The 20,157-nt window shown below is 42.2% G+C and carries 18 protein-coding genes and 2 tRNA genes; 17 read left to right on the forward strand and 3 right to left on the reverse strand.

Annotation, left to right across the window (positions count from 1 at the left end; all coding sequences use genetic code 11):
• Window positions 1-97: 97 nt before the first annotated feature.
• The 4 genes from ACGG81_RS04055 to ACGG81_RS04070 are packed head-to-tail and all read left to right on the forward strand — an operon-like array spanning window position 98 to window position 4,533.
• A complete protein-coding gene (locus tag ACGG81_RS04055; RefSeq protein WP_390109726.1) occupies window positions 98-910 on the forward strand; it encodes a hypothetical protein in 813 nt (270 codons plus the stop codon).
• Complete coding sequence (locus ACGG81_RS04060) at window positions 911-1,672, forward strand: class I SAM-dependent DNA methyltransferase (protein WP_009262898.1); 762 nt, start codon at window positions 911-913, stop codon at window positions 1,670-1,672.
• Window positions 1,673-1,719: 47 nt separating this feature from the next.
• Complete coding sequence (gene hslO, locus ACGG81_RS04065; protein WP_009262897.1) at window positions 1,720-2,601, forward strand: Hsp33 family molecular chaperone HslO; 882 nt, start codon at window positions 1,720-1,722, stop codon at window positions 2,599-2,601.
• 18 nt (window positions 2,602-2,619) lie between these two features.
• Window positions 2,620-4,533 carry an NAD(+) synthase gene (locus ACGG81_RS04070; protein WP_120093031.1) on the forward strand — a complete coding sequence of 638 codons (1,914 nt, stop codon included), beginning with the start codon at window positions 2,620-2,622 and terminating at the stop codon, window positions 4,531-4,533.
• A gap of 116 nt (window positions 4,534-4,649) precedes the next feature.
• Here the strand turns inward: ACGG81_RS04070 and rd are convergent, their stop codons facing one another.
• On the reverse strand, window positions 4,650-4,808 hold the full coding sequence (gene rd, locus ACGG81_RS04075) for a rubredoxin (RefSeq protein ID WP_008976410.1): 159 nt from the start codon (window positions 4,806-4,808) through the stop codon (window positions 4,650-4,652).
• A gap of 144 nt (window positions 4,809-4,952) precedes the next feature.
• A complete protein-coding gene (locus ACGG81_RS04080) occupies window positions 4,953-5,285 on the reverse strand; it encodes a helix-turn-helix domain-containing protein (RefSeq protein ID WP_390109730.1) in 333 nt (110 codons plus the stop codon).
• A gap of 224 nt (window positions 5,286-5,509) precedes the next feature.
• Here ACGG81_RS04080 and ACGG81_RS04085 point away from each other — a divergent pair, with 224 nt between their 5' ends.
• The 3 genes from ACGG81_RS04085 to ACGG81_RS04095 all read left to right on the forward strand — a co-directional run bounded on the left by ACGG81_RS04085 (window position 5,510) and on the right by ACGG81_RS04095 (window position 9,795).
• A complete protein-coding gene (locus ACGG81_RS04085; protein WP_390109732.1) occupies window positions 5,510-8,278 on the forward strand; it encodes a hypothetical protein in 2,769 nt (922 codons plus the stop codon).
• 115 nt (window positions 8,279-8,393) lie between these two features.
• Window positions 8,394-8,957, forward strand: a complete 564-nt coding sequence (locus tag ACGG81_RS04090; RefSeq protein ID WP_390109735.1) for a hypothetical protein — start codon at window positions 8,394-8,396, stop codon at window positions 8,955-8,957.
• 76 nt (window positions 8,958-9,033) lie between these two features.
• The gene (locus ACGG81_RS04095) at window positions 9,034-9,795 is read left to right on the forward strand and encodes a polysaccharide deacetylase family protein (RefSeq protein WP_390109738.1); all 762 of its coding nucleotides are present in this window, start codon (window positions 9,034-9,036) and stop codon (window positions 9,793-9,795) included.
• On the opposite strand, the gene ACGG81_RS04100 is transcribed toward ACGG81_RS04095, so the two are convergent.
• Complete coding sequence (locus tag ACGG81_RS04100; protein ID WP_008976404.1) at window positions 9,796-10,374, reverse strand: helix-turn-helix domain-containing protein; 579 nt, start codon at window positions 10,372-10,374, stop codon at window positions 9,796-9,798.
• Window positions 10,375-10,639: 265 nt separating this feature from the next.
• On the opposite strand from ACGG81_RS04100, the gene ACGG81_RS04105 reads away from it, so the two are divergent.
• From ACGG81_RS04105 to ACGG81_RS04150, 10 genes are all read left to right on the forward strand, one after another.
• On the forward strand, window positions 10,640-11,551 hold the full coding sequence (locus tag ACGG81_RS04105) for a trans-4-hydroxy-L-proline dehydratase activase (protein ID WP_390109741.1): 912 nt from the start codon (window positions 10,640-10,642) through the stop codon (window positions 11,549-11,551).
• 2 nt (window positions 11,552-11,553) lie between these two features.
• Entirely contained in the window at window positions 11,554-13,926 is a 2,373-nt protein-coding gene (gene hypD, locus ACGG81_RS04110; protein ID WP_390109743.1) for a trans-4-hydroxy-L-proline dehydratase, read from the forward strand.
• A 42-nt stretch (window positions 13,927-13,968) separates the two neighbouring features.
• A complete protein-coding gene (gene proC / locus ACGG81_RS04115; RefSeq protein WP_117576400.1) occupies window positions 13,969-14,778 on the forward strand; it encodes a pyrroline-5-carboxylate reductase in 810 nt (269 codons plus the stop codon).
• A 39-nt stretch (window positions 14,779-14,817) separates the two neighbouring features.
• Window positions 14,818-15,822 (forward strand): L-glyceraldehyde 3-phosphate reductase, encoded by a 1,005-nt coding sequence (gene mgrA, locus ACGG81_RS04120; RefSeq protein WP_008976400.1) that lies wholly within the window; start codon window positions 14,818-14,820, stop codon window positions 15,820-15,822.
• 136 nt (window positions 15,823-15,958) lie between these two features.
• Window positions 15,959-17,284 (forward strand): glutamine synthetase family protein, encoded by a 1,326-nt coding sequence (locus ACGG81_RS04125; RefSeq protein ID WP_009262888.1) that lies wholly within the window; start codon window positions 15,959-15,961, stop codon window positions 17,282-17,284.
• 42 nt (window positions 17,285-17,326) lie between these two features.
• Entirely contained in the window at window positions 17,327-17,887 is a 561-nt protein-coding gene (locus ACGG81_RS04130) for an ANTAR domain-containing response regulator (protein ID WP_390109746.1), read from the forward strand.
• Window positions 17,888-17,910: 23 nt separating this feature from the next.
• Window positions 17,911-18,744: a diaminopimelate epimerase gene (gene dapF, locus ACGG81_RS04135; RefSeq protein ID WP_117576397.1), complete on the forward strand. Its 834-nt coding sequence runs from the start codon at window positions 17,911-17,913 to the stop codon at window positions 18,742-18,744.
• Window positions 18,745-18,978: 234 nt separating this feature from the next.
• A tRNA-Gln gene (locus tag ACGG81_RS04140) sits at window positions 18,979-19,049 on the forward strand.
• Window positions 19,050-19,085: 36 nt separating this feature from the next.
• Window positions 19,086-19,159, forward strand: a tRNA-Pro gene (locus tag ACGG81_RS04145).
• 147 nt (window positions 19,160-19,306) lie between these two features.
• A complete protein-coding gene (locus tag ACGG81_RS04150) occupies window positions 19,307-20,155 on the forward strand; it encodes a radical SAM protein (RefSeq protein ID WP_390109748.1) in 849 nt (282 codons plus the stop codon).
• Window positions 20,156-20,157 lie beyond the last annotated feature (2 nt).

Below are 20,157 nucleotides of genomic sequence, written 5' to 3' on the forward strand. Positions count from 1 at the left end.
ATGATTATAATGTCAAGAAAAAAATATTGAGAAAATCTTTCTAGAAATTTTTGAAATGGAGCTGCTTTTTTTCGTGTATTTAAAACCGAGATATGATATGATATTTGTAGTAATGAATTTTAGAAAGGAGCATGTTATGTATCACTATATGTATCATTATGGAAGTCCGGAAGGGATGGTTTTGCCAACTGTTTATTTGCTTATATTCGCAGGTGCCCTTTTTGTGGCGGCAGTAGAATACATTTTTCTTGGAATGGGCTTGTATCGTATGGCGGCAAATAGAAACCATCCTTCTCCGTGGATGGCATTTGTTCCATTTGCAAGAACTTATTTAAGAGGTGAGTTGTCAGGAGATATTTATCTGAAGAAACACTCTGTGAAAAATCCGGGACTCTTGCTTGTGCTTATGCCGATTGCTTACAGCGTCATTGTCAGCTGCCTGCTTCTGGTGTGTTTTATGTTCGCGATATTTGGTGCGAGTGTGATGATAAACGGAGGTGTTGAGGCAGTCGTTTCGGTGCTGTTATTTGCCTTCGCTATACCGGTTCTGGTCATTTCGATTGTTTATCAAGCGGTGATGAGTGTGTTGAATGTACTGGTGGATTATCAGATTTACAGCCGGTATATGCCACTGCATCTTGCAGTAATCCATGCGGTTTTAGGTATTTTTGTGCCGCTTTACAGAGGAATCTACCTGTTTTATATAAGAAAAACACCGTGTTATGGAATGGGGCAGCAGAGAACGGACAGGCAGGAACGCGCACAGACAGTTGTAAAGGATGCTGTGCAGAAAGAGGCGCAGGCAAATGCGGATGTGCCTGCGGGAAATACAGAGGTCCCTTCAGAAGAGCAGTCTGTCGAAAAAAATGAGGCTGCTTGTGGCGAAGGCGCTGGAAAGGAAGAAAAGTAATTGGAAGCGTATACAAGTTTTGCGTCAGTCTATGATATCTTTATGGATAATATTCCATATGAAGAGTGGGCAGAATATCTGTCAAGGTTGTTGGCCGAGTATGAAGTGACAGATGGAATTGTATTAGATCTTGGATGTGGAACCGGAACTCTGACAGAACTGATGGCTGCGCGTGGATTTGACATGATCGGTGTGGATTATTCGGAGGAGATGCTGGAAATCGCGATGGAGAAGCGGGCAGAATCTGGAAGGGATATTTTGTATCTGCTTCAGGATATGAGGGAGTTTGAATTGTATGGGACTGTCCGTGCAGTGATCAGTATCTGTGACTCTCTTAACTATATTACAGAGGAAGCGGAGTTGGAAGAAGTTTTCAGGCTTGTCAATAATTATCTAGATCCGGAAGGTGTATTTATATTTGATTTTAATACGGTATATAAATACCGGGAGATCCTGGGAGATCAGACAATCGCGGAGAGCCGGGAAGACTGTAGCTTTATCTGGGACAATTATTATTATGAAGAGGAGCAGATCAATGAATATGAGTTGAGTCTGTTTCTTCAGGAAGAGGGAAATTTATATCGAAAATATGTCGAGACACATTACCAGAAAGGGTATGAGCTGGAGACAGTCAAAAGGCTGCTGGAGAAATCCGGCATGAAGTTTGTCACTGCATACGATGCATTTACAAGGAATCCACCGACAAAAGAAAGCGAGCGAGTCTATGTGATCGCAAGGGAATCTGGAAAGTGCAGGGAATAGATCAGAGACAGATCAGAAACAGAAAACAATGAAAGAGGAAGAAATTTATGACAGATTATATTGTAAGAGCAACAGCAGCAAATAATCAGATTCGTGCATTTGCTGCAACAACAAAAGAGACCGTGGAGGCAGCGAGACAGGCACATAATACAAGCCCGGTCGCAACGGCTGCGCTTGGAAGACTTTTGACGGGCGGCGCGATGATGGGAAGCATGATGAAAAATGACAGTGATATGTTAACGATCCAAATCAAAGGAGATGGTCCGATCGGAGGGCTTACAGTCACTGCAGACAGTAAGGGAAATGTAAAGGGCTATGTGGAACACCCGGAGGTCATGCTCCCACCGAATGCACAGGGGAAACTCGATGTGGCAGGAGCGCTTGGGATTGGTTTGATTTCCGTAATCAAAGATATGGGATTGAAAGAGCCATATGTAGGGCAGACAATTCTTCAGACGAGTGAGATCGCGGAAGATCTGACTTATTATTTTGCAACTTCTGAGCAGGTGCCATCTTCGGTAGGACTTGGTGTACTGATGGAACACGACAATACCGTGAAGCAGGCGGGAGGATTTATTGTACAGCTGATGCCATTTGTAGATGACGATGTTGTAGACAGACTGGAAGCAAATATTAAGAAAATTTCTTCTGTGACTTCTATGTTGGACAAAGGAATGACACCGGAGGAGATTTTAGAAGAAGTACTGGATGGATTTGAAGTAGAAGTAAAAGATACAATGCCGGCACAGTTTTACTGTAACTGCACAAAAGAACGTGTAGAGAAAGCAATCATCAGCATTGGGAAGAAAGATATTCAGGAGATGATCGAAGATGGAAAGCCGATTGAGGTCAACTGCCATTTCTGTGGGAAGAGTTATGAATTTTCTGTGGAAGAATTAAAGACATTGATCAAAAAAGCAACTAGATAATCAGAAGGAGCAGAGAGTATGAAGCAGGGATTTGTAAAAGTGGCAGCTGTCACACCGAATATGCGTGTGGCAGATGTTGAATATAATGTAAATGAAATCTGCAGAATGATTGATGAGACGACAGAGCAGGGAGCAAAGGTCATTGCGTTTCCAGAGTTATGTATTACCGGATATACGTGTGGAGACCTGTTCTCACAGGAAATTCTTTTGCGTGAGGCAAAACAAGGATTATATCGGATTGCAGAGTATACAAAGGAGAAAGATGCACTTATTTTTGTGGGAGTCCCTTATGAAGTCGCGGGAAAGCTTTATAATACAGCAGCGGCACTAAATCATGGGAAGGTTTTAGGATTGGTGACGAAGACATTTCTTCCTAATTATGGAGAATTTTATGAAATGCGCCAGTTTCAGGCAGGACCACAGTCCGTACAGATGATCGAGACGGAAGGACACAGGATTCCGTTTGGTCCGAGGCTGCTCTTTCAGGCGGAGACGATGAAGCATCTCGTTGTATCTGCGGAAATTTGCGAGGATGTGTGGTCTGCCGTACCGCCAAGTATCGAGGCAGCGGTTGAGGGTGCGACATTGATCGTCAATTGTTCAGCGAGCAATGAGATTGCGGGAAAAGAAGAGTATAGAAGGAGTCTGATCGCGGGGCAGTCTGCACGTCTTCTTGCCGGATATGTATATGCAAATGCGGGAGAAGGGGAGTCTACGACAGATCTTGTGTTTGGAGGACATAATATTATTGCAGAAAATGGAGAGATTTTAAAAGAATCCAAGCGTTTTACGAGTGGCGCAATTTATTCGGAGATCGATGTGGAGATGCTTCTTGGAGAGCGTAGAAAGAATACTACTTTCCAGAGAAAGGGAGAGTATTCGATTCCTTACATTCCGTTTGAGATTGAGAAAGAAGAGACCATGTTGACAAGGAAGATTCCGATGTCTCCGTTTGTTCCGGAGAATAAGGTTACGCGCAGCAGACAGTGTGAGGAAATTTTGATGATCCAGGCCGTCGGTCTGAAAAAGCGGATGCTGCACACGAACTGTCAGCGTGCAGTAGTTGGAATTTCAGGGGGGCTCGATTCTACTCTGGCATTGCTTGTTACTGCAAAATCGTTTGATCTTCTCGGAATTGACAGAAGTCAGATTCTGTCAGTGACGATGCCTTGTTTTGGGACAACAGACAGGACTTATCAAAATGCATGCAGATTGACGGAAAAGCTTGGAGCTACGTTGAGAGAAATTCCGATTCAGAATGCAGTTAGGGTACATTTTGAAGACATCGGGCAGTCCGAGGAAGAGCATGATGTCACCTATGAGAATGCGCAGGCGAGAGAGCGGACACAGATTCTCATGGATCTGGCGAACAAGACAAATGGGATGGTCATTGGAACCGGGGATATGTCAGAACTTGCACTTGGATGGGCAACTTACAGTGGAGATCACATGTCTATGTATGGAGTCAATGCCTCTGTGCCGAAGACATTGGTATATCATCTTGTAAGATATTATGCTGAAGAATGTGAAGATCCAGAATTAAAGGGACTACTCTTTGATATTTTGGATACGCCGGTAAGCCCAGAGCTTTTGCCGCCTAAGGATGGGGAAATCGTGCAGAAGACAGAAGAAACTGTAGGACCGTATGAACTACACGATTTCTATCTCTATTATGTTTTGAGATTCGGTTATGAACCGTCGAAGATCTATCGTTTGGCAAAATATGCGTTTGGTGGGATTTATGAAGATGAGATAATTTTGAAGTGGCTGAAAAAATTTTATTGGAGATTTTTCTCTCAGCAGTTTAAACGATCTTGTCTTCCGGATGGACCGAAGACAGGAACAGTGTCGCTTTCGCCAAGAGGCGACTGGCGGATGCCGAGTGATGCATGTGTGACACTTTGGCAGAAAGATTTGGATGCACTAGAATAGACTAAGAAGAGGATTCTACAGAGATTTCTCATTTGGAATAAAATAGTTTCCCCTAAGTCTTGATAAAGAGTATAAAAATAGGATGGAGAGTAGTCAAACTCACCATCCTTATTTTTTTACGCTTCTACAAAAACATCTTTTCCAAGACCGCAGAGTGGGCATACCCAATCTTCCGGAAGATCTTCGAATGCTGTTCCAGGTGCGATTCCGTTATCTGGATCACCGATTTCTGGATCATATTCATATCCGCATGGTTCGCAAATATATTTTTTCATAAAGTCACCTCCTAACTGAATGGTTATAAAAATATAAAACACATATCAGAAAATCCTGAATATATTATGATCATATTTCTGCAAGTTATTCTAGCAGAAAATCAGGAAAAATACAATAAAAAAACGGTGAAAAATGTATAAAGCTTATTGAGTGCCGAGATATTTGGATAAGGCTTCTATTTGGACAAGGAATTCTCGCTGCCTTTCTTCTGGCAACGAATGAAATACTAATAGCATCCGGGTTTCCAGACGGGAAAGGGATAATGAAGCATGTCCGGTCTTGATTTCTAATACATCATCGGCAGAAAGATCGTATAATCTTGCCAAGGTTGCAAAGGTATTCAAATCTGGTTCTGCAACATTGTTCTCATATCCCGACAAAGATTTCCGATTAATTCCAGTTAATTCCATGACACGTTTTTGTGTATAGTCTTTATTTTCCCGCGCATTTTTAAGGGTAAGTCCAATATTTTTCATGAAATTCTCCTTTTTTGATTAATATAAACCAGGGCTCTATGAAAATTCATGAAAGTCCGATAAAAATGGCATTTGGTAGTTGACGTCTTAAAAACTAAGACTTATAATAGTGGAGAATAGAAAAGCATGCGTGTGAGCTTGAGACATGAATGCAGGTACGTGAACGGAAAAGTGGGGACGCAGCTTTTGAAAGTGTGAGCAAAAAAGAAAAGTGAGGTAGTGTTATGAAGAAAAGATTTGTAGCAAAGCAAGTAGGGGTACTTTCATTGACAGCAGTTCTCGCTGGAATGCCAGCTGTAAATGTACTTGCAGAAGATGTGTATGCACAGAAAGTAGAAAGCTTACAGAAAGAGATGCTGGAACAAGCAGTAGCAACGGAAACAAAATTAAATATTACATTTGAAACTGTTCATGGCGAAAAAGTAGGAGAAACTGTAGCAAAAACAACAGCGACAGGAACAGGTGACTGGACATTCATGCTTGGAACAGATTATCAGTTACCAGCAGGATACCAGCTTGCAACAGGAGTAGAGCAGGTAACAAATGTAGCAGTACCATTTGGAGCAACAGCAGGACATACAGTAGTAGTAGAGCCAGTTGCAGGTGCAGTGACAGAAACAAAATTAAATGTAACATTTGAAACTGTACATGGTGAAAAAGTAGGAGAAACTGTAGCAAGTACAACGGCAGCAGGAACAGGCGACTGGACATTCATGCTTGGAACAGACTATCAGTTACCAGAAGGATACCAGCTTGCAACAGGAGTAGAGCAGGTAACAAATGTAGCAGTACCATTTGGAGCGACAGCAGGACATACAGTAGTAGTAGAGCCAGTTGCAGGTGCAGTGACAGAGACAAAATTAAATATTATATTTGAAACTGTACATGGTGAAAAAGTAGGAGAAACTGTAGCAAAAACAACAGCGACAGGAACAGGCGACTGGACATTCATGCTTGGAACAGACTATCAGTTACCAGAAGGATATCAGCTTGCAACAGGAGTAGAGCAGGTAACAAATGTAGCAGTACCATTTGGAGCAACAGCAGGACATACAGTAGTAGTAGAGCCAGTTGCAGGTGCAGTGACAGAAACAAAATTAAATATTACATTTGAAACTGTACATGGTGAAAAAGTAGGAGAAACTGTAGCAAAAACAACAGCGACAGGAACAGACGACTGGACATTCATGCTTGGAACAGACTATCAGTTACCAGAAGGATACCAGCTTGCAACAGGAGTAGAGCAGGTAACAAATGTAGCAGTACCATTTGGAGCGACAGCAGGACATACAGTAGTAGTAGAACCAGTTCAGGAAGCAGTAAGACCGACTGTGCTGACAGTGACATTTGAAACTGTTTACGGAGAAAAAGTAGGAGAAACTGTAGCAAGTACAACGGCAGCAGGAACAGGCGACTGGACATTCATGCTTGGAACAGACTATCAGTTACCAGCAGGATACCAGCTTGCAACAGGGGTAGAGCAGGTAACAAATGTAGCAGTACCATTTGGAGCAACAGCAGGACATACAGTAGTAGTAGAACCAGTTGCAGGTGCAGTGACAGAAACAAAATTAAATATTACATTTGAAACTGTACATGGTGAAAAAGTAGGAGAAACTGTAGCAAGTACAACAGCAACAGGAACAGGCGACTGGACATTCATGCTTGGAACAGACTATCAGTTACCAGAAGGATACCAGCTTGCAACAGGAGTAGAGCAGGTAACAAATGTAGTAGTACCATTTGGAGCGACAGCAGGACATACAGTAGTAGTAGAACCAGTTCAGGAAGTAGTAAGGCCTACTGTACTGACAGTGACATTTGAAACTGTTTACGGAGAAAAAGTAGGAGAAACTGTAGCAAGTACAACGGCAACAGGAACAGGTGACTGGACATTCATGCTCGGAACAGACTATCAGTTACCAGAAGGATATCAGCTTGCAACAGGAGTAGAGCAGACAACAAACGTGGCAGTACCATTTGGAGCAACAGCAGGACACACAGTAGTTGTGGAACCAGTGCCGGGAGAAGTAGTAGAAACAAAATTAAATATTACATTTGAAACTGTTTACGGAGAAAAAGTAGGAGAAGCAGAAGCAAAAACAACAGCAACAGGAGCAGATGGAGAAGCATGGACATTCATGCTTGGAACAGACTTCAACTTACCAGAAGGATGGCAGCTTGCAACAGGAGTAGAGCAGGTAACAAATATTCAGGTACCATTTGGAGCAACAGCGGGACATACAGTAGTAGTAGAACCGGTTGCAGGAGAAGTGGTAGAAACAAAATTAAATGTAACATTTGAAACTGTTGATGGAGAAAAAGTAGGAGAAGCAGAAGCGAAAACAACAGCAACAGGAGCAGATGGAGAGGCATGGACATTCATGCTTGGAACAGACTTCAACTTACCAGAAGGATGGCAGCTTGCAACAGGAGTAGAGCAGGTAACAAATATTCAGGTACCATTTGGAGCAACAGCGGGACATACAGTAGTAGTAGAACCGGTTGCAGGAGAAGTGGTAGAAACAAAATTAAATGTAACATTTGAAACTGTTGATGGAGAAAAAGTAGGAGAAGCAGAAGCGAAAACAACAGCAACAGGAGCAGATGGAGAGGCATGGACATTCATGCTTGGAACAGACTTCAACTTACCAGAAGGATATAAACTTGCAGAAGGAGTGGAGCAAGTTACGAATATTCAGGTACCATTTGGAGCGACAGCAGGACACACCATGATTGTTGAAAAAAACACAGAAACTCCAGATAAACCAGATCCAGAGAATCCGGAAAAGCCAAATCCGGAGAACCCAGAAAAACCAAATCAAGATAATGCAAACAAAGATGACGGGAAAACACAGGAGAAGGATAAAAAGACAGAGAATAAAGCTAAAACACCAAAAACAGGTGATGATCTTCAAGCGGCAGGTACATTTTCAATCTTAGGAGCAGGGGCGCTTGCAGCAATTGCAGCATTACTTAAGAAGAGAAAATAGTAGTTAGATTCTGTATCGTAAGTAAAAATTAATTAGTATTGCCAAAAATGCAGAGAATAGATCTGTGTTTTTGGCAATCTTTTTTGAAATGAAAGGAAATTTGGAGAAGAAAATCATGCGAAAAACAATGAGAAAAATAGGTATGATGACTATTTTCTTTTGCCTGATTGCAATGATGGCAGCAGGATGTAAAAAAGAAGAAAAGGAAGAAGTGAAAAAAGAAAAAGGAAAGACTTATGAATTCTTTTATGACAAACTTCCAAAATCAGATCAAAAAGTGTCAGACGAGGAAAACGAAAAAATCAAAAGAGGAGTGGAAAACTGGGCAAAATCTGTCGTGTTGGTAGACAGTTCTGTGAGTAAGCAGAATCGGAAAACAATCGATAATAGCTTTTATCAGAGTATCGTAGACGACAAACAGAGAGAAAAAGTAAAAAAGGACAGGAAAACATTTTATAAAGACAGTGAAGTGCAGGTACAGAGCGCAGAAGCGAAGATAGAAAGTGCATATGCGACAGAATATCAGGGGAAACAGATTGGAAATGTTACTTGTGATGTTGTATTAAAAGGAGTCAAAGACGGAAATAATTTTTCTCGTACTTATCATTTAAAACTTGCAGTAAGCTATCAGAATGAAGTTGTATCAATCTATGAAATAGGAAATATTACCTGGGAATAGTTTACGATCTTGTCAATTAGGATATAAGCAGTAAGAAGCAGGCATATAGTAAAGTAAAAGAAAGCTGGAGAACGGTATGAAAAAAATCTGGAAATGCTGTTTGTTTGTTGTGTCTGTGTTTCTTCTGGCCGTAGGTGCTGTGTGGCATCTCCCAGAGATAGTTACTGTAAGCAACAATGTTTACGGAAAAGAATTACCGATTCAGTCGGTGGAAACAGAAGAGAAGAAGGCAGTGCTGACATTTGAGTGTGCATGGGATCACAGTAGTCTAAAGGACATACTGGAGATTCTTGAGGATCATAATGTTCGTGCTGCTTTTTTTGTCACTGGGGATTGGGTGAAACAGTATCCGGAAGATGTTCGGGGGATCGTTCAAGGAGGGCATGATATCGGGAACCATTCGGCGACACATCGGAACATGGTACAGCTTGAAAAAGAGGAGATAGAGAAAGAATTAAAAGAGACACATCAGGCAGTAAAAGAATTGACAGGGAAAGAGATGAAGTTCTTCCGACCACCTTATGGTGCATTTAATGATACGGTGATTTTGACAGCAAAAGAAGGAGGCTATCTTACTGTGATGGGAAATATAGACTCCATGGACTGGAAAGATTATGGAGCGAAGACAATCTTACGGACAGTGATGGAAGATAAAGAGCTGCAAGGGGGCTCAATCATCCGGCTAAACAGTGAGGCAAAATATACGAAAGAGGCATTGCCAAAGCTCATTGAAAGTCTGGAGAGAGAAGGGTTCCGGCTGGTGCCGCTTTCACAGCTGCTGTATGAGGAAGCATATCATTTAGATGTGAAAGGAAGGCAGATCCCAGATGACAGGTGATCAGCCTTCTTTTTTGAGAGGATTTGGACTGTGGACAGTCAGGATTTTTGTAATATGATTTGTCTTGTTGGACCAGTTATGAGGAATGCATGATGGGATGTGGACGGAATCACCGGGATAAAGCTGATAAGTGATACCATCAATATTCATCGTGAGGATTCCTTCTAAAATATAAATGAATTCTTCGCCGGTGTGATTGTAGAGTTCCAGAGTCTCTTTTTCTTCAGGAAGAGGAGGCATGATCTCTACAAGGCGCGGAAGCAGATCGAAACTGGTCAGATGGTCAGTCAATGCATATTCAATGATTTCCGAGTTGACGAGGGTAGTCTCCTTTTCATAGCTTCGTACTACATATTTTGTCTCCTGTGGTGAGGAGAGATCAAAAAAGGACGAGAGTTCAACTTCCAATACCTGGGCAATCTTTTCCAAAGAATCAATCGCAATACTGGTCAGTCCACGCTCAAACTGTGACAAAAAGCCGATGGAAAGACCGGTCTGTTCACTGAGATATTTTAATGTATATTTTTTTTCTGTTCGCAGTTCTTTGATGCGAAATCCGATGACAGCACTTTTATTCACACTGGATGCTCCATTTCTTTTTATTTCTGTTTCTATGATAAAGGATTTGCAGGAAAAAATCAATTCACGAGATATGAATTTTATAAAAAGTCAAAAAGTTTTTTATGAAAGAAGTAATTAAAAAATGTAAAATAATTTTATGACAAAATAAAAATACTGTGATATAATATGAAAAAATGATAAAAATTTCATTTTTATGAAAATATAAGGATGAATTTTAGCCATAAAAAGAAGAATCCTGACGGAAGAAAAGGTGGAGGGGATTATGAAATATCCTGAGATTATGAATATTCAGAAATATTCCATACATGATGGAGATGGAATTCGAACGACGGTCTTTTTTAAAGGCTGCCATTTAAAGTGTTGGTGGTGTCACAATCCAGAAAGTCAGAAATTTACGCCTCAGCTGATGTTCCATGCGGACCGGTGCGGCGGGTGTCATGCATGTGAACAGATCTGTAGTCACCATGCAGTGACGGTTCGGGATGGAATTGCGTGCACGGACCGGACAAAATGTGAACTTTGCAGAGAATGTCTGGATCATTGTGTGAATAATGCGCGAGAGATTGTGGGGAAGGAATACACGATTTCGGAATTGATAAAAGAAATTGAGAAAGACTGTATGTTCTATGAGGAGTCAGGAGGAGGCGTAACGTTATCTGGCGGTGAGGTCATGGCGCAGGATATGGACTATATCGAGCAGTTATTAAAGAAGCTTAAGAGAAAGGGATACAATGTGGCAATTGACACATGTGGGTATGCACCGCAGGAGAATTATGAGCGCGTGCTGCCTTATGTGGATACATTTCTATATGATATCAAGACAATGGATCCGGAAAAGCATGAAAAATATATGGGGAAAGACAATGAATTAATTTTGTCAAATCTTCGTTTCATCAGTGAACGTGGGGCAAGGATTTATATTCGTATTCCGGTCATCGGTGGAGTCAATGACACGGAAGAAGAGATGGAAGCAATGATTACTTTTCTGAAACAATCTATTTCTGTCAACCAGATCAATCTGCTCCCGTATCATAATATTGCCGGGGGAAAATATGATAAGCTGGATATCAGATATAAGGGGGAAGCATTTACGATTCCGCCGAAAGAACAGATGGAAGCATTCCAGAGACAATTTATCCAAAATGGATTTGCAAATACAAAAATCGGAGGTTAATTATGAGAAGAGGTATGAACGAAAGAATTCAGAAACTGAGAGAACAGAGTGTCAATGCAGTTCCACACATTTATATGGAGCGTGCCGATCTGGAGACAGATGCGTACATAAAGTACGAAGGCTCTGTCAGTGTACCGGAGATGAGGGCACTGGCATTTAAGCACTTTATGGAAAATAAGACACTTTGTATTAATGAAGGAGAACTGATTGTTGGAGAGAAAGGGGACAGCCCGCAGTCGGCACCGACATTCCCAGAACTTTGCTGTCATACACTGGAGGACATGCATGTGATGAATGACCGGGATCTGATCAGTTTCAAGGTAACAGAGGAAGACTTAAAACTTCAGGAGGAAAAGATCATTCCATACTGGGAGAATCGTTCTATCCGTCATAAGATCCTTCACAATATGAGCATACAGTGGAAAGAGTGCTATGAGGCAGGGATTTTTACAGAGTTTATGGAGCAGAGAGGACCGGGACATACAGTCGGTTCTGAGAAAATCTACAAAAAAGGATTTCTCGATTACAAGCAGGATATTATCGAGAGCAGAAACCGTCTGGATTTCCTCAATGACAAGGAAGCACTTGACAAGCGTGCACAGTTAAATGCGATGGAGATCGCCTGTGATGCAATTATTATCCTTGGAGAACGTTATGCAGCGTTTGCAAGAGAACTTGCAGAGAAAGAGGAAGATGAAGTGAGAAAGCAGGAGCTGCTACAAATCGCGGCAAATTGTGATGTGGTTCCGGCACATGCGCCACAGACATACTGGCAGGCGATCCAGATGTACTGGTTCGTGCATCTTGGTGTGACAACGGAGTTAAATCCATGGGATGCGTATAGTCCGGGAAGACTGGATCAGCATTTGAATCCATTCTATGAAAAAGATACAGAGGCAGGTATTTTAGATGATGAGAAAGCGCTGGAACTTTTAGAATGCCTCTGGGTGAAATTTAACAATCAGCCCGCTCCTCCAAAAGTGGGAATCACATTAAAGGAGAGCAGTACTTACACAGATTTTGCAAATATTAATACCGGAGGGATTACACCGGATGGACAGAATGGAGTCAATGAGGTCAGCTATCTAATCTTAGATTGTATGGATGAAATGAAGCTTTTGCAGCCAAGTTCGAATGTACAGATCAGCAAGAAGACACCGATGAAGTTCCTAAAACGTGCCTGCGAAATTTCTAGAAAAGGATGGGGACAGCCGGCATTTTATAATACGGAAGCGATCATACAGGAATTGCTAAATGCAGGAAAATCTATTGAGGATGCAAGAAGAGGCGGAACGAGTGGATGTGTGGAGACTGGTGCATTCGGAAATGAAGCATATATTCTGACAGGATATTTCAACCTTCCGAAGATTCTCGAGATCACGCTGCACAATGGTTTTGATCCGGTCAGCAAAAAGCAGCTCGGGCTTCAGACTGGGGAGGCAACAGACTTCCATTCTTATGAAGAATTGTTTGAGGCTTATAAGAAGCAGGTAGAATATTTTGCAGACATCAAAATGGAAGGAAGCAATATTATTGAGAAGATCTATGCAGAATATATGCCGGCGCCATTTTTATCTGTCATCACAAACGACTGCATTTCCAACGGAAAAGATTATAATGCCGGAGGAGCTCGTTATAATATCAACTATTTGCAGGGGGTAGGAATCGGTACGATTACCGACTCTCTGACAGCGATCAAATACAATGTGTTCGATGAGAAGAAATTTACGATGGAAGAGTTAATGGAAGCCATGGAACACAACTTTGAAGGATACGAGAAGATTGCAAATCTTGTACGCAACAAGACACCGAAATATGGAAATGACGATGACTATGCAGACGATGTGATGCAGGCAGTCTTTGACTTCTACTATCATACAGTGACAGGCAGACCGAACATGAAAGGCGGTACTTATAGGATCAATATGCTTCCGACTACCTGTCATGTGTACTTTGGTGAAGTGATGTTAGCAAGCCCGAACGGAAGACTTGCACATAAGCCTGTATCAGAGGGAATCTCGCCGGAGAAAGGTGCCGATATCTGTGGTCCGACAGCGGTAGTAAAATCTGCATCTAAAATGGATCATGTGCGGACAGGGGGAACGCTTTTGAATCAAAAATTCACACCGAGTGTTGTTGCAGGGGAAGAAGGATTGACGCAGATGGCAAATCTTGTGCGGAGTTATTTTAATATGGATGGACATCATATCCAGTTCAATGTCATCGATAGACAGACGTTGATCGATGCTCAGAACAATCCGGAAGAGTATAAGGATCTGATCGTGCGCGTAGCAGGTTACAGTGATCACTTCCGCAATTTGAGCAAAGCACTTCAGGATGAAATTATTGAACGTACAGAACAGTCATTTAATTAGGAAAGATGCTTTTGAAAGCTTTTGTGAAAGGAGAAAGAAAACATGGAGAAGAAATTAGGGTTTATCGGCGCCGGAAATATGGCAAAAGCGATGATGGGTGGAATTTTGAAGAACGAGATTCTGTTACCGGAGGATGTGATCGCATCTGATCTTTATCAGCCGGGATTGGAGCGGATGAAAGAGGAACTTGGAATTGCTGTGACAACAGATAATCAAGAAGTGGTAAAGAAAGCAGAGGTAGTCGTTCTGTCTGTGAAACCACAGTTTTATGCAGCTGTGATCGAAGAAATCCGGGAAGTGGTATCAGAGGGGCAGATTATCGTCACGATCGCGCCGGGACAGACGCTGGAACATTTGCAGGAATTATTCGGAAAACCGGTGAAGATTGTTCGCACAATGCCAAACACACCGGCGCTTGTGGGAGAAGGCATTACAGGTGTCTGCAAAAATGAACTGGTGACAGAGGAAGAACTTTCCTATATTTGCAGAATATTTAGTGGATTTGGAAAAGCAGAAGTATTAAGTGAGAAACTGATGGATGTTGTTGTGTCTGTAAGCGGAAGTTCTCCGGCATATGTCTTTTTATTCATCGAGGCGATGGCAGATGCGGCTGTCGCAGATGGAATGCCGAGAGCGCAGGCATATAAATTTGCAGCGCAGGCAGTTTATGGGAGCGCGAAAATGGTGTTGGAGACAGGAAAACATCCAGGAGAATTAAAAGATATGGTATGCTCTCCGGGAGGGACAACCATCGAGGCGGTGCGCGTACTCGAGGAGAAAGGATTCAGAAGCAGCGTCATAGAAGCGATGAAAGCGTGCGTAAAAGTTGCAAAAGAGCTTGGAAAGAAGTAAAATAGAAAAAAAGTGCAGCAAGAAAGGGGTTACGCAGCGATGAAATACCATGCAGATGAAGAGAGATATAATAGGATGAAGTATCACAGATGTGGAAAGAGCGGGCTGAAGCTTCCGGCGGTGTCACTTGGACTTTGGCACAACTTTGGCACAATGGACGATTTTGAGACGATGCGTCAGATGTGTTTTACTGCTTTTGATCTTGGAATCACACATTTTGATCTGGCAAATAATTATGGTCCGCTTCCGGGAAGCGCAGAGACGAATTTTGGAAAGATCCTAAAAGAAGATCTTGGAAGTTACCGTGATGAAATGATCATCAGCACGAAGGCGGGATATGATATGTGGGAGGGCCCTTATGGCAGTGGCGGAAGCAGAAAATATCTGCTGGCAAGTCTAGATCAGAGTCTGCAGCGCATGGGGCTGGAGTATGTAGATATTTTCTATCATCACTGTGTAGACCCAGAGACGCCTGTGGAGGAGAGTATGATGGCGCTTGATGCGGCAGTGAAGCAGGGAAAGGCATTGTATGCGGGAATTTCGAACTATGATCTGGAACATACGATGCAGGCGATGGAGATTTTAAAGGAATTAAAATGTCCTTTCGTGATCAACCAGATTCGCTATTCGATCCTGGATCGGTGGATTGAAAATGATGGTTTGAAAACATTTGCGAACAAGAGTGGCTGCGGGCTGATAGCATTCAGTCCGTTGGCACAGGGACTGCTCTCCGACAGGTACTTGCATGGAATTCCGGAAGACAGCCGCATTCGGAAAAGCGGAAGATTCTTAAAGGAGAGTGCAGTCACAAAAGAACGGTTAGAGCAGCTGGAGGCGTTGAATGAAGTCGCAAAAGAGCGTGGACAGACACTGGCACAGATGGCTCTGTCCTGGGTGCTTCGCGATGGAGATGTGACAAGTGTCCTGATCGGCGCATCCAAGCCGGAACAGATTCGGGAGAATGTAAAAATCGTTGAAAAAACAGAGTTCAGTGAAGAAGAGCTTAGACGAATTGATGAATTGTCAAAAGCAGTCACAAAATAGCGGTGATTTCGTTGACAAATAAAATAGGGATTGTTATGATAAAAAACAGACGAGGGCGTTTTCCGTGCAGGAACGCCCTCTTTCTGGATCGCATAAAAGTAGCAGCAGAAAACTCGGTTTTGTCGGGGAGGAAGTTATGAGAACATATACGAAGGACGATATTATACAAATTGTGGAAGAGGAGGATGTAGAGTTTATCCGCCTTCAGTTCACAGATATGTTAGGAACATTGAAAAATATAGCAATCACAGCAAGTCAGCTTCCAAAAGCTTTGGAGCACGCATGTACATTTGATGGATCCTGTATGGAAGGATTTATCTGGTTGGAGGAAGAGGATATGTATTTACATCCTGATCCATCTACGTTTGAAATATTTCCATGGCGGCCACAGCAGGGGAAAGTTGCCAGGTTGCTCTGTGATGTCTATAAGTGTGATGGGACACCATTTGAGAGCGATTCCCGCCAGATTTTAAAGCGAACGATCAAGCGGGCGCAAGAGAAGGGATACAAGATGGAAGTTGGAAGTGAGTGTGAGTTTTTCCTCTTCCACATGGATGAAGAAGGAAATCCGACGACAGTAACACATGAGTGTGCAGGATATTTTGACATCGATCCGATGGATTTTGGAGAAAATACAAGGAGAGATATCGTACTGACATTGGAGGAGATGGGATTTGTGATTGAGTCTTCCCACCATGAAGTGGCTCCGGCACAGCATGAGATCGTTTTTCGGCACAGTGAGGCACTGTCTGCGGCAGATGATATTCTGACATTTAAGATGGTTGTGCGGACTATTGCGAAAAAGCATGGACTGCATGCAACATTTATGCCGAAGCCGAAAAGTGAGAGCACCGGCTCGGGGATGCACTTGAATTTGACACTTCAGAAGGAGGGAAAGAATCTATTTTTCGATGAGAAGGATCCTTATAGATTAAGCAGAGAAGCCTATTATTTTATCGGAGGATTAATGAAACACATCGGCGCAGTGTCTCTGTTTACCAATCCGATCGTCAATTCGTATAAAAGGCTGATACCGGGATTTGATGCGCCGATTTATGCGAACTGGTCAGTCAAGAAGAAAAGTGCTCTGATTCGCATTCCGTTTGAGAAAGAAGAAAAAAAATGGATAGAGTTAAGGAGTCCGGATGCATCCGCGAATCCATATTTGGCACTCGCAGTCTGTCTGGCGGCAGGAATGGATGGAATTGAGAGGAAAATCCTTCCGCCATCCTGCATTGACGAACAGGAATACAGGGAACAGAGTCAGAAACAGGAAGAAACATGCAGGCTTCCGAAGAGCCTTTTGGAAGCAGTGGAAGCCTTTGAGCAGGATGAACTGATGCAAAATGTGATCGGGAAAGAATTATCGCAAAAATATATTCAGACGAAGAAGAGAGAATATCGGGAATACTGTGCACAGGTGACTGCGTGGGAGCTGGAACAATATTTGTATCGGATATAGGAAGCTATTCTGTCAAACGAAAAGATGCAGGGAGGGGTGAGCGTGAGCAGGATCGTAGTGGCAATTCCGAAAAGGGAGACCGGAATACAGATTCGGAATCTGCTTGTCCGAAATGGATTTGATGTCATCGGAGTCTGCACTTCCGGCGTGCAGATATTAAACTATGCGGATGTTCTGGAGGAGGGGATCGTCATTTGTTCCTGCCAGCTCAAAGATATGGTGTATGGAGAATTACGAGCGGATTTGCCGCAGTCATTTGAGATGCTGGTGCTTACAACAGGAAGGCATCCGGTGGAGGAAACGGCACATATCAGGACGCTTTCTTTGCCTCTGAAAGTGCAGGAATTGTTAGAGCAAGTGCGGGCCATGGAAGAAATGTTTGAGTGGCAGAGAAGAAAAAGGCGCGGCAGAAAGAGTGAACGAAATGAGAGACAGAATCAGATTATTTCCAGAGCAAAGGCGCAGCTGATGGAAAAGAAAGAAATATCAGAAGCAGAGGCACACCGATATTTACAAAAATACAGTATGGAGAGTGGGAACAGCCTGACAGAGACAGCGCAGATGATATTAGAGATGATGGATGAGCGTTCATCAGAAAAATAAAAGAGAAAAGAGAGGAACCGCAGATGAAATTTACAAAAATGCAAGGATTAGGAAACGATTATGTCTATGTAAACTGTCTGAAGGAAAAAGTAGAATCTCCTTCGGAAATGGCACGGAGAGTCAGTGACAGACATTTTGGAGTGGGATCGGATGGATTGATTTTAATCTGTCCGTCTGAATGTGCGGATTTTGAGATGAAGATGTATAATGCAGATGGATCCAGAGGTGAAATGTGTGGAAATGGGATTCGCTGTGTTGGAAAATACGTCTATGATTATGGTCTGACAGATCAGACAGAAATATCTGTAGAGACACTTGGAGGGATCAAACATTTAAGTCTGACAGTAGAAGAGGGGAAAGTTGCACTTGTAAAAGTAGATATGGGATCCCCGATTTTTGTGCCAGAGCAGATTCCGGTAAAAGTAGAAGGGGATCATGCGGTAAATGTTCCAATCAGTGTGGATGGAGACGAGTATCGGATGACCTGTATCTCAATGGGCAATCCGCATGCAGTCGTATATCTGGATGACATCCAAAATATGGAGATCGAAAAAATTGGACCAAAGTTTGAGCATCACCCGTGTTTTCCGAATCGAGTGAATACCGAGTTTGCCCGTGTGCTTGATCGCGAGACCGTAGAGATGCGTGTATGGGAACGGGGATCCGGGGAGACGCTGGCATGTGGAACGGGAGCATGTGCGGTGGCAGTGGCAAGTATGGTAAATGGTCTTACAAAGGACTGTGTGACAGTGCAGCTGCTTGGAGGCAATCTGAAGATTGAGTGGGACAGAGAAAAAAATGTCGTATATATGACCGGACCGGCGACGGTTGTATTTGATGGAGAACTTTATGAATAGCAATTCGGAGGCGGGATCTTGCAGCACAAGATCCCGGTTATCAAACAACCTGGAGCTCCGTATTTTTAGTGGGAAGGGAAAGTGCCAAAATCCGTTGAAAAATATACAAAATGAAAAAAATTAAAAAAAATAAAAAAATTTCAAAAAAGGTGTTGACTTTTTCTGTAACTCTGCTATAATAGGTTTTGTTGAGTGAGGGACACAAAACAAACACAAAAAAACAATAATGAATAATGCGGAATGGTGTAATGGTAGCACAGCAGACTCTGACTCTGTTAGTAGGGGTTCGAATCCCTTTTCCGTAGTTTAAACTTCATTGAATACAGTGAAGTTTTTATTTTCGGAGTGTGGCTCAGCTTGGTAGAGCGCTACGTTCGGGACGTAGAGGTCGCAAGTTCAAATCTTGTCACTCCGATTTTTTTATATCCATACCGGGAATCTTTGTTGATAAGATTTCCGGTATTTTTTTGCTGTCAAGACGCGCTTCCATTTTTTTTCAGAAGGAAGTATAATTTTATTAACAAAAGTTTCCGTTTGGATTATAAAAAGAGGAGGATGTAGTATGAGTGAATCTAGAAATATTTTTTACCCGCAAACAGAAATCACAACTGTTTTAGTTCCCGTAACACGAGGCTGTTCATTTAATCAGTGTGCATTTTGTTCCATGTACAAAGAGGAAGCATATGAAGAGGTGAGGCTTCAGGAAATCGAATTTGAATTGATGAATGGAGAAACTTATACTGAACGTGTATTTTTGACAGGAGCAGATCCTCTTTCTGTTGGATATGAAAAAATGATGTGTATTTTAAAACTGATTCAAAAGTATTATCCGTACTGTGGATGTGTGGCTATGTATGCAGCTGTCCGCACGATAAACAATTATACTGTGGAAGAATTGAAACAGCTCCATGCGGCAGGGCTTAGACTTCTATATATAGGGTTTGAATCGGGAAGCGATGAAGTTTTGAAGAGCATCCGAAAGGGACATACCGTAAAAACAGCGATTGCTGTAGGAAAAAAATTAAATGAAGCAAGACTGCCATTCAATGCGATTGTCATGTATGGGATTGCAGGGGAAGGAAATTCAGAAGAGAACGCAAAAAAGACTGCAGAGATGTTAAATCAGTTTTCGGCAAGTAAGATCATTACTATGAATTTAACAGTATTTGCAAGTACAGAACTTGCAAAGATGGAACAGGAAGGGATGTTTGTGCAGGCTGGTATCAAAGAAAAAATATCCGAGGTGAGAATTCTTTTAGAAAATCTTGATGTGAAAAAAAGAACTGAATTTGATACGACACATGCCACAAATATTATAAAGTTATTGGGAACTCTGCCGGACGAAAAAGAAATACTGTTAGAGAAAATCAAAAATAGTACTATGAAAAAACTTAAGGATGATAAAAAATAGAG

The organism is Faecalimonas umbilicata, assembly GCF_042846195.1.
Taxonomy (GTDB): domain Bacteria; phylum Bacillota; class Clostridia; order Lachnospirales; family Lachnospiraceae; genus Faecalimonas; species Faecalimonas umbilicata.

What these genes read in the sequence shown, in the direction of transcription:
- ACGG81_RS04055 (WP_390109726.1), top strand. Translation starts at nt 98, where the DNA reads ATGATATTTGTAGTAATGAATTTTAGAAAGGAGCATGTTATGTATCAC.
- hslO (WP_009262897.1), top strand. Translation starts at nt 1,720, where the DNA reads ATGACAGATTATATTGTAAGAGCAACAGCAGCAAATAATCAGATTCGT.
- ACGG81_RS04070 (WP_120093031.1), top strand. Translation starts at nt 2,620, where the DNA reads ATGAAGCAGGGATTTGTAAAAGTGGCAGCTGTCACACCGAATATGCGT.
- rd (WP_008976410.1), bottom strand. Translation starts at nt 4,808, where the DNA reads ATGAAAAAATATATTTGCGAACCATGCGGATATGAATATGATCCAGAA.
- ACGG81_RS04080 (WP_390109730.1), bottom strand. Translation starts at nt 5,285, where the DNA reads ATGAAAAATATTGGACTTACCCTTAAAAATGCGCGGGAAAATAAAGAC.
- ACGG81_RS04085 (WP_390109732.1), top strand. Translation starts at nt 5,510, where the DNA reads ATGAAGAAAAGATTTGTAGCAAAGCAAGTAGGGGTACTTTCATTGACA.
- ACGG81_RS04090 (WP_390109735.1), top strand. Translation starts at nt 8,394, where the DNA reads ATGCGAAAAACAATGAGAAAAATAGGTATGATGACTATTTTCTTTTGC.
- ACGG81_RS04095 (WP_390109738.1), top strand. Translation starts at nt 9,034, where the DNA reads ATGAAAAAAATCTGGAAATGCTGTTTGTTTGTTGTGTCTGTGTTTCTT.
- ACGG81_RS04105 (WP_390109741.1), top strand. Translation starts at nt 10,640, where the DNA reads ATGAAATATCCTGAGATTATGAATATTCAGAAATATTCCATACATGAT.
- hypD (WP_390109743.1), top strand. Translation starts at nt 11,554, where the DNA reads ATGAGAAGAGGTATGAACGAAAGAATTCAGAAACTGAGAGAACAGAGT.
- proC (WP_117576400.1), top strand. Translation starts at nt 13,969, where the DNA reads ATGGAGAAGAAATTAGGGTTTATCGGCGCCGGAAATATGGCAAAAGCG.
- mgrA (WP_008976400.1), top strand. Translation starts at nt 14,818, where the DNA reads ATGAAATACCATGCAGATGAAGAGAGATATAATAGGATGAAGTATCAC.
- ACGG81_RS04125 (WP_009262888.1), top strand. Translation starts at nt 15,959, where the DNA reads ATGAGAACATATACGAAGGACGATATTATACAAATTGTGGAAGAGGAG.
- dapF (WP_117576397.1), top strand. Translation starts at nt 17,911, where the DNA reads ATGAAATTTACAAAAATGCAAGGATTAGGAAACGATTATGTCTATGTA.
- ACGG81_RS04150 (WP_390109748.1), top strand. Translation starts at nt 19,307, where the DNA reads ATGAGTGAATCTAGAAATATTTTTTACCCGCAAACAGAAATCACAACT.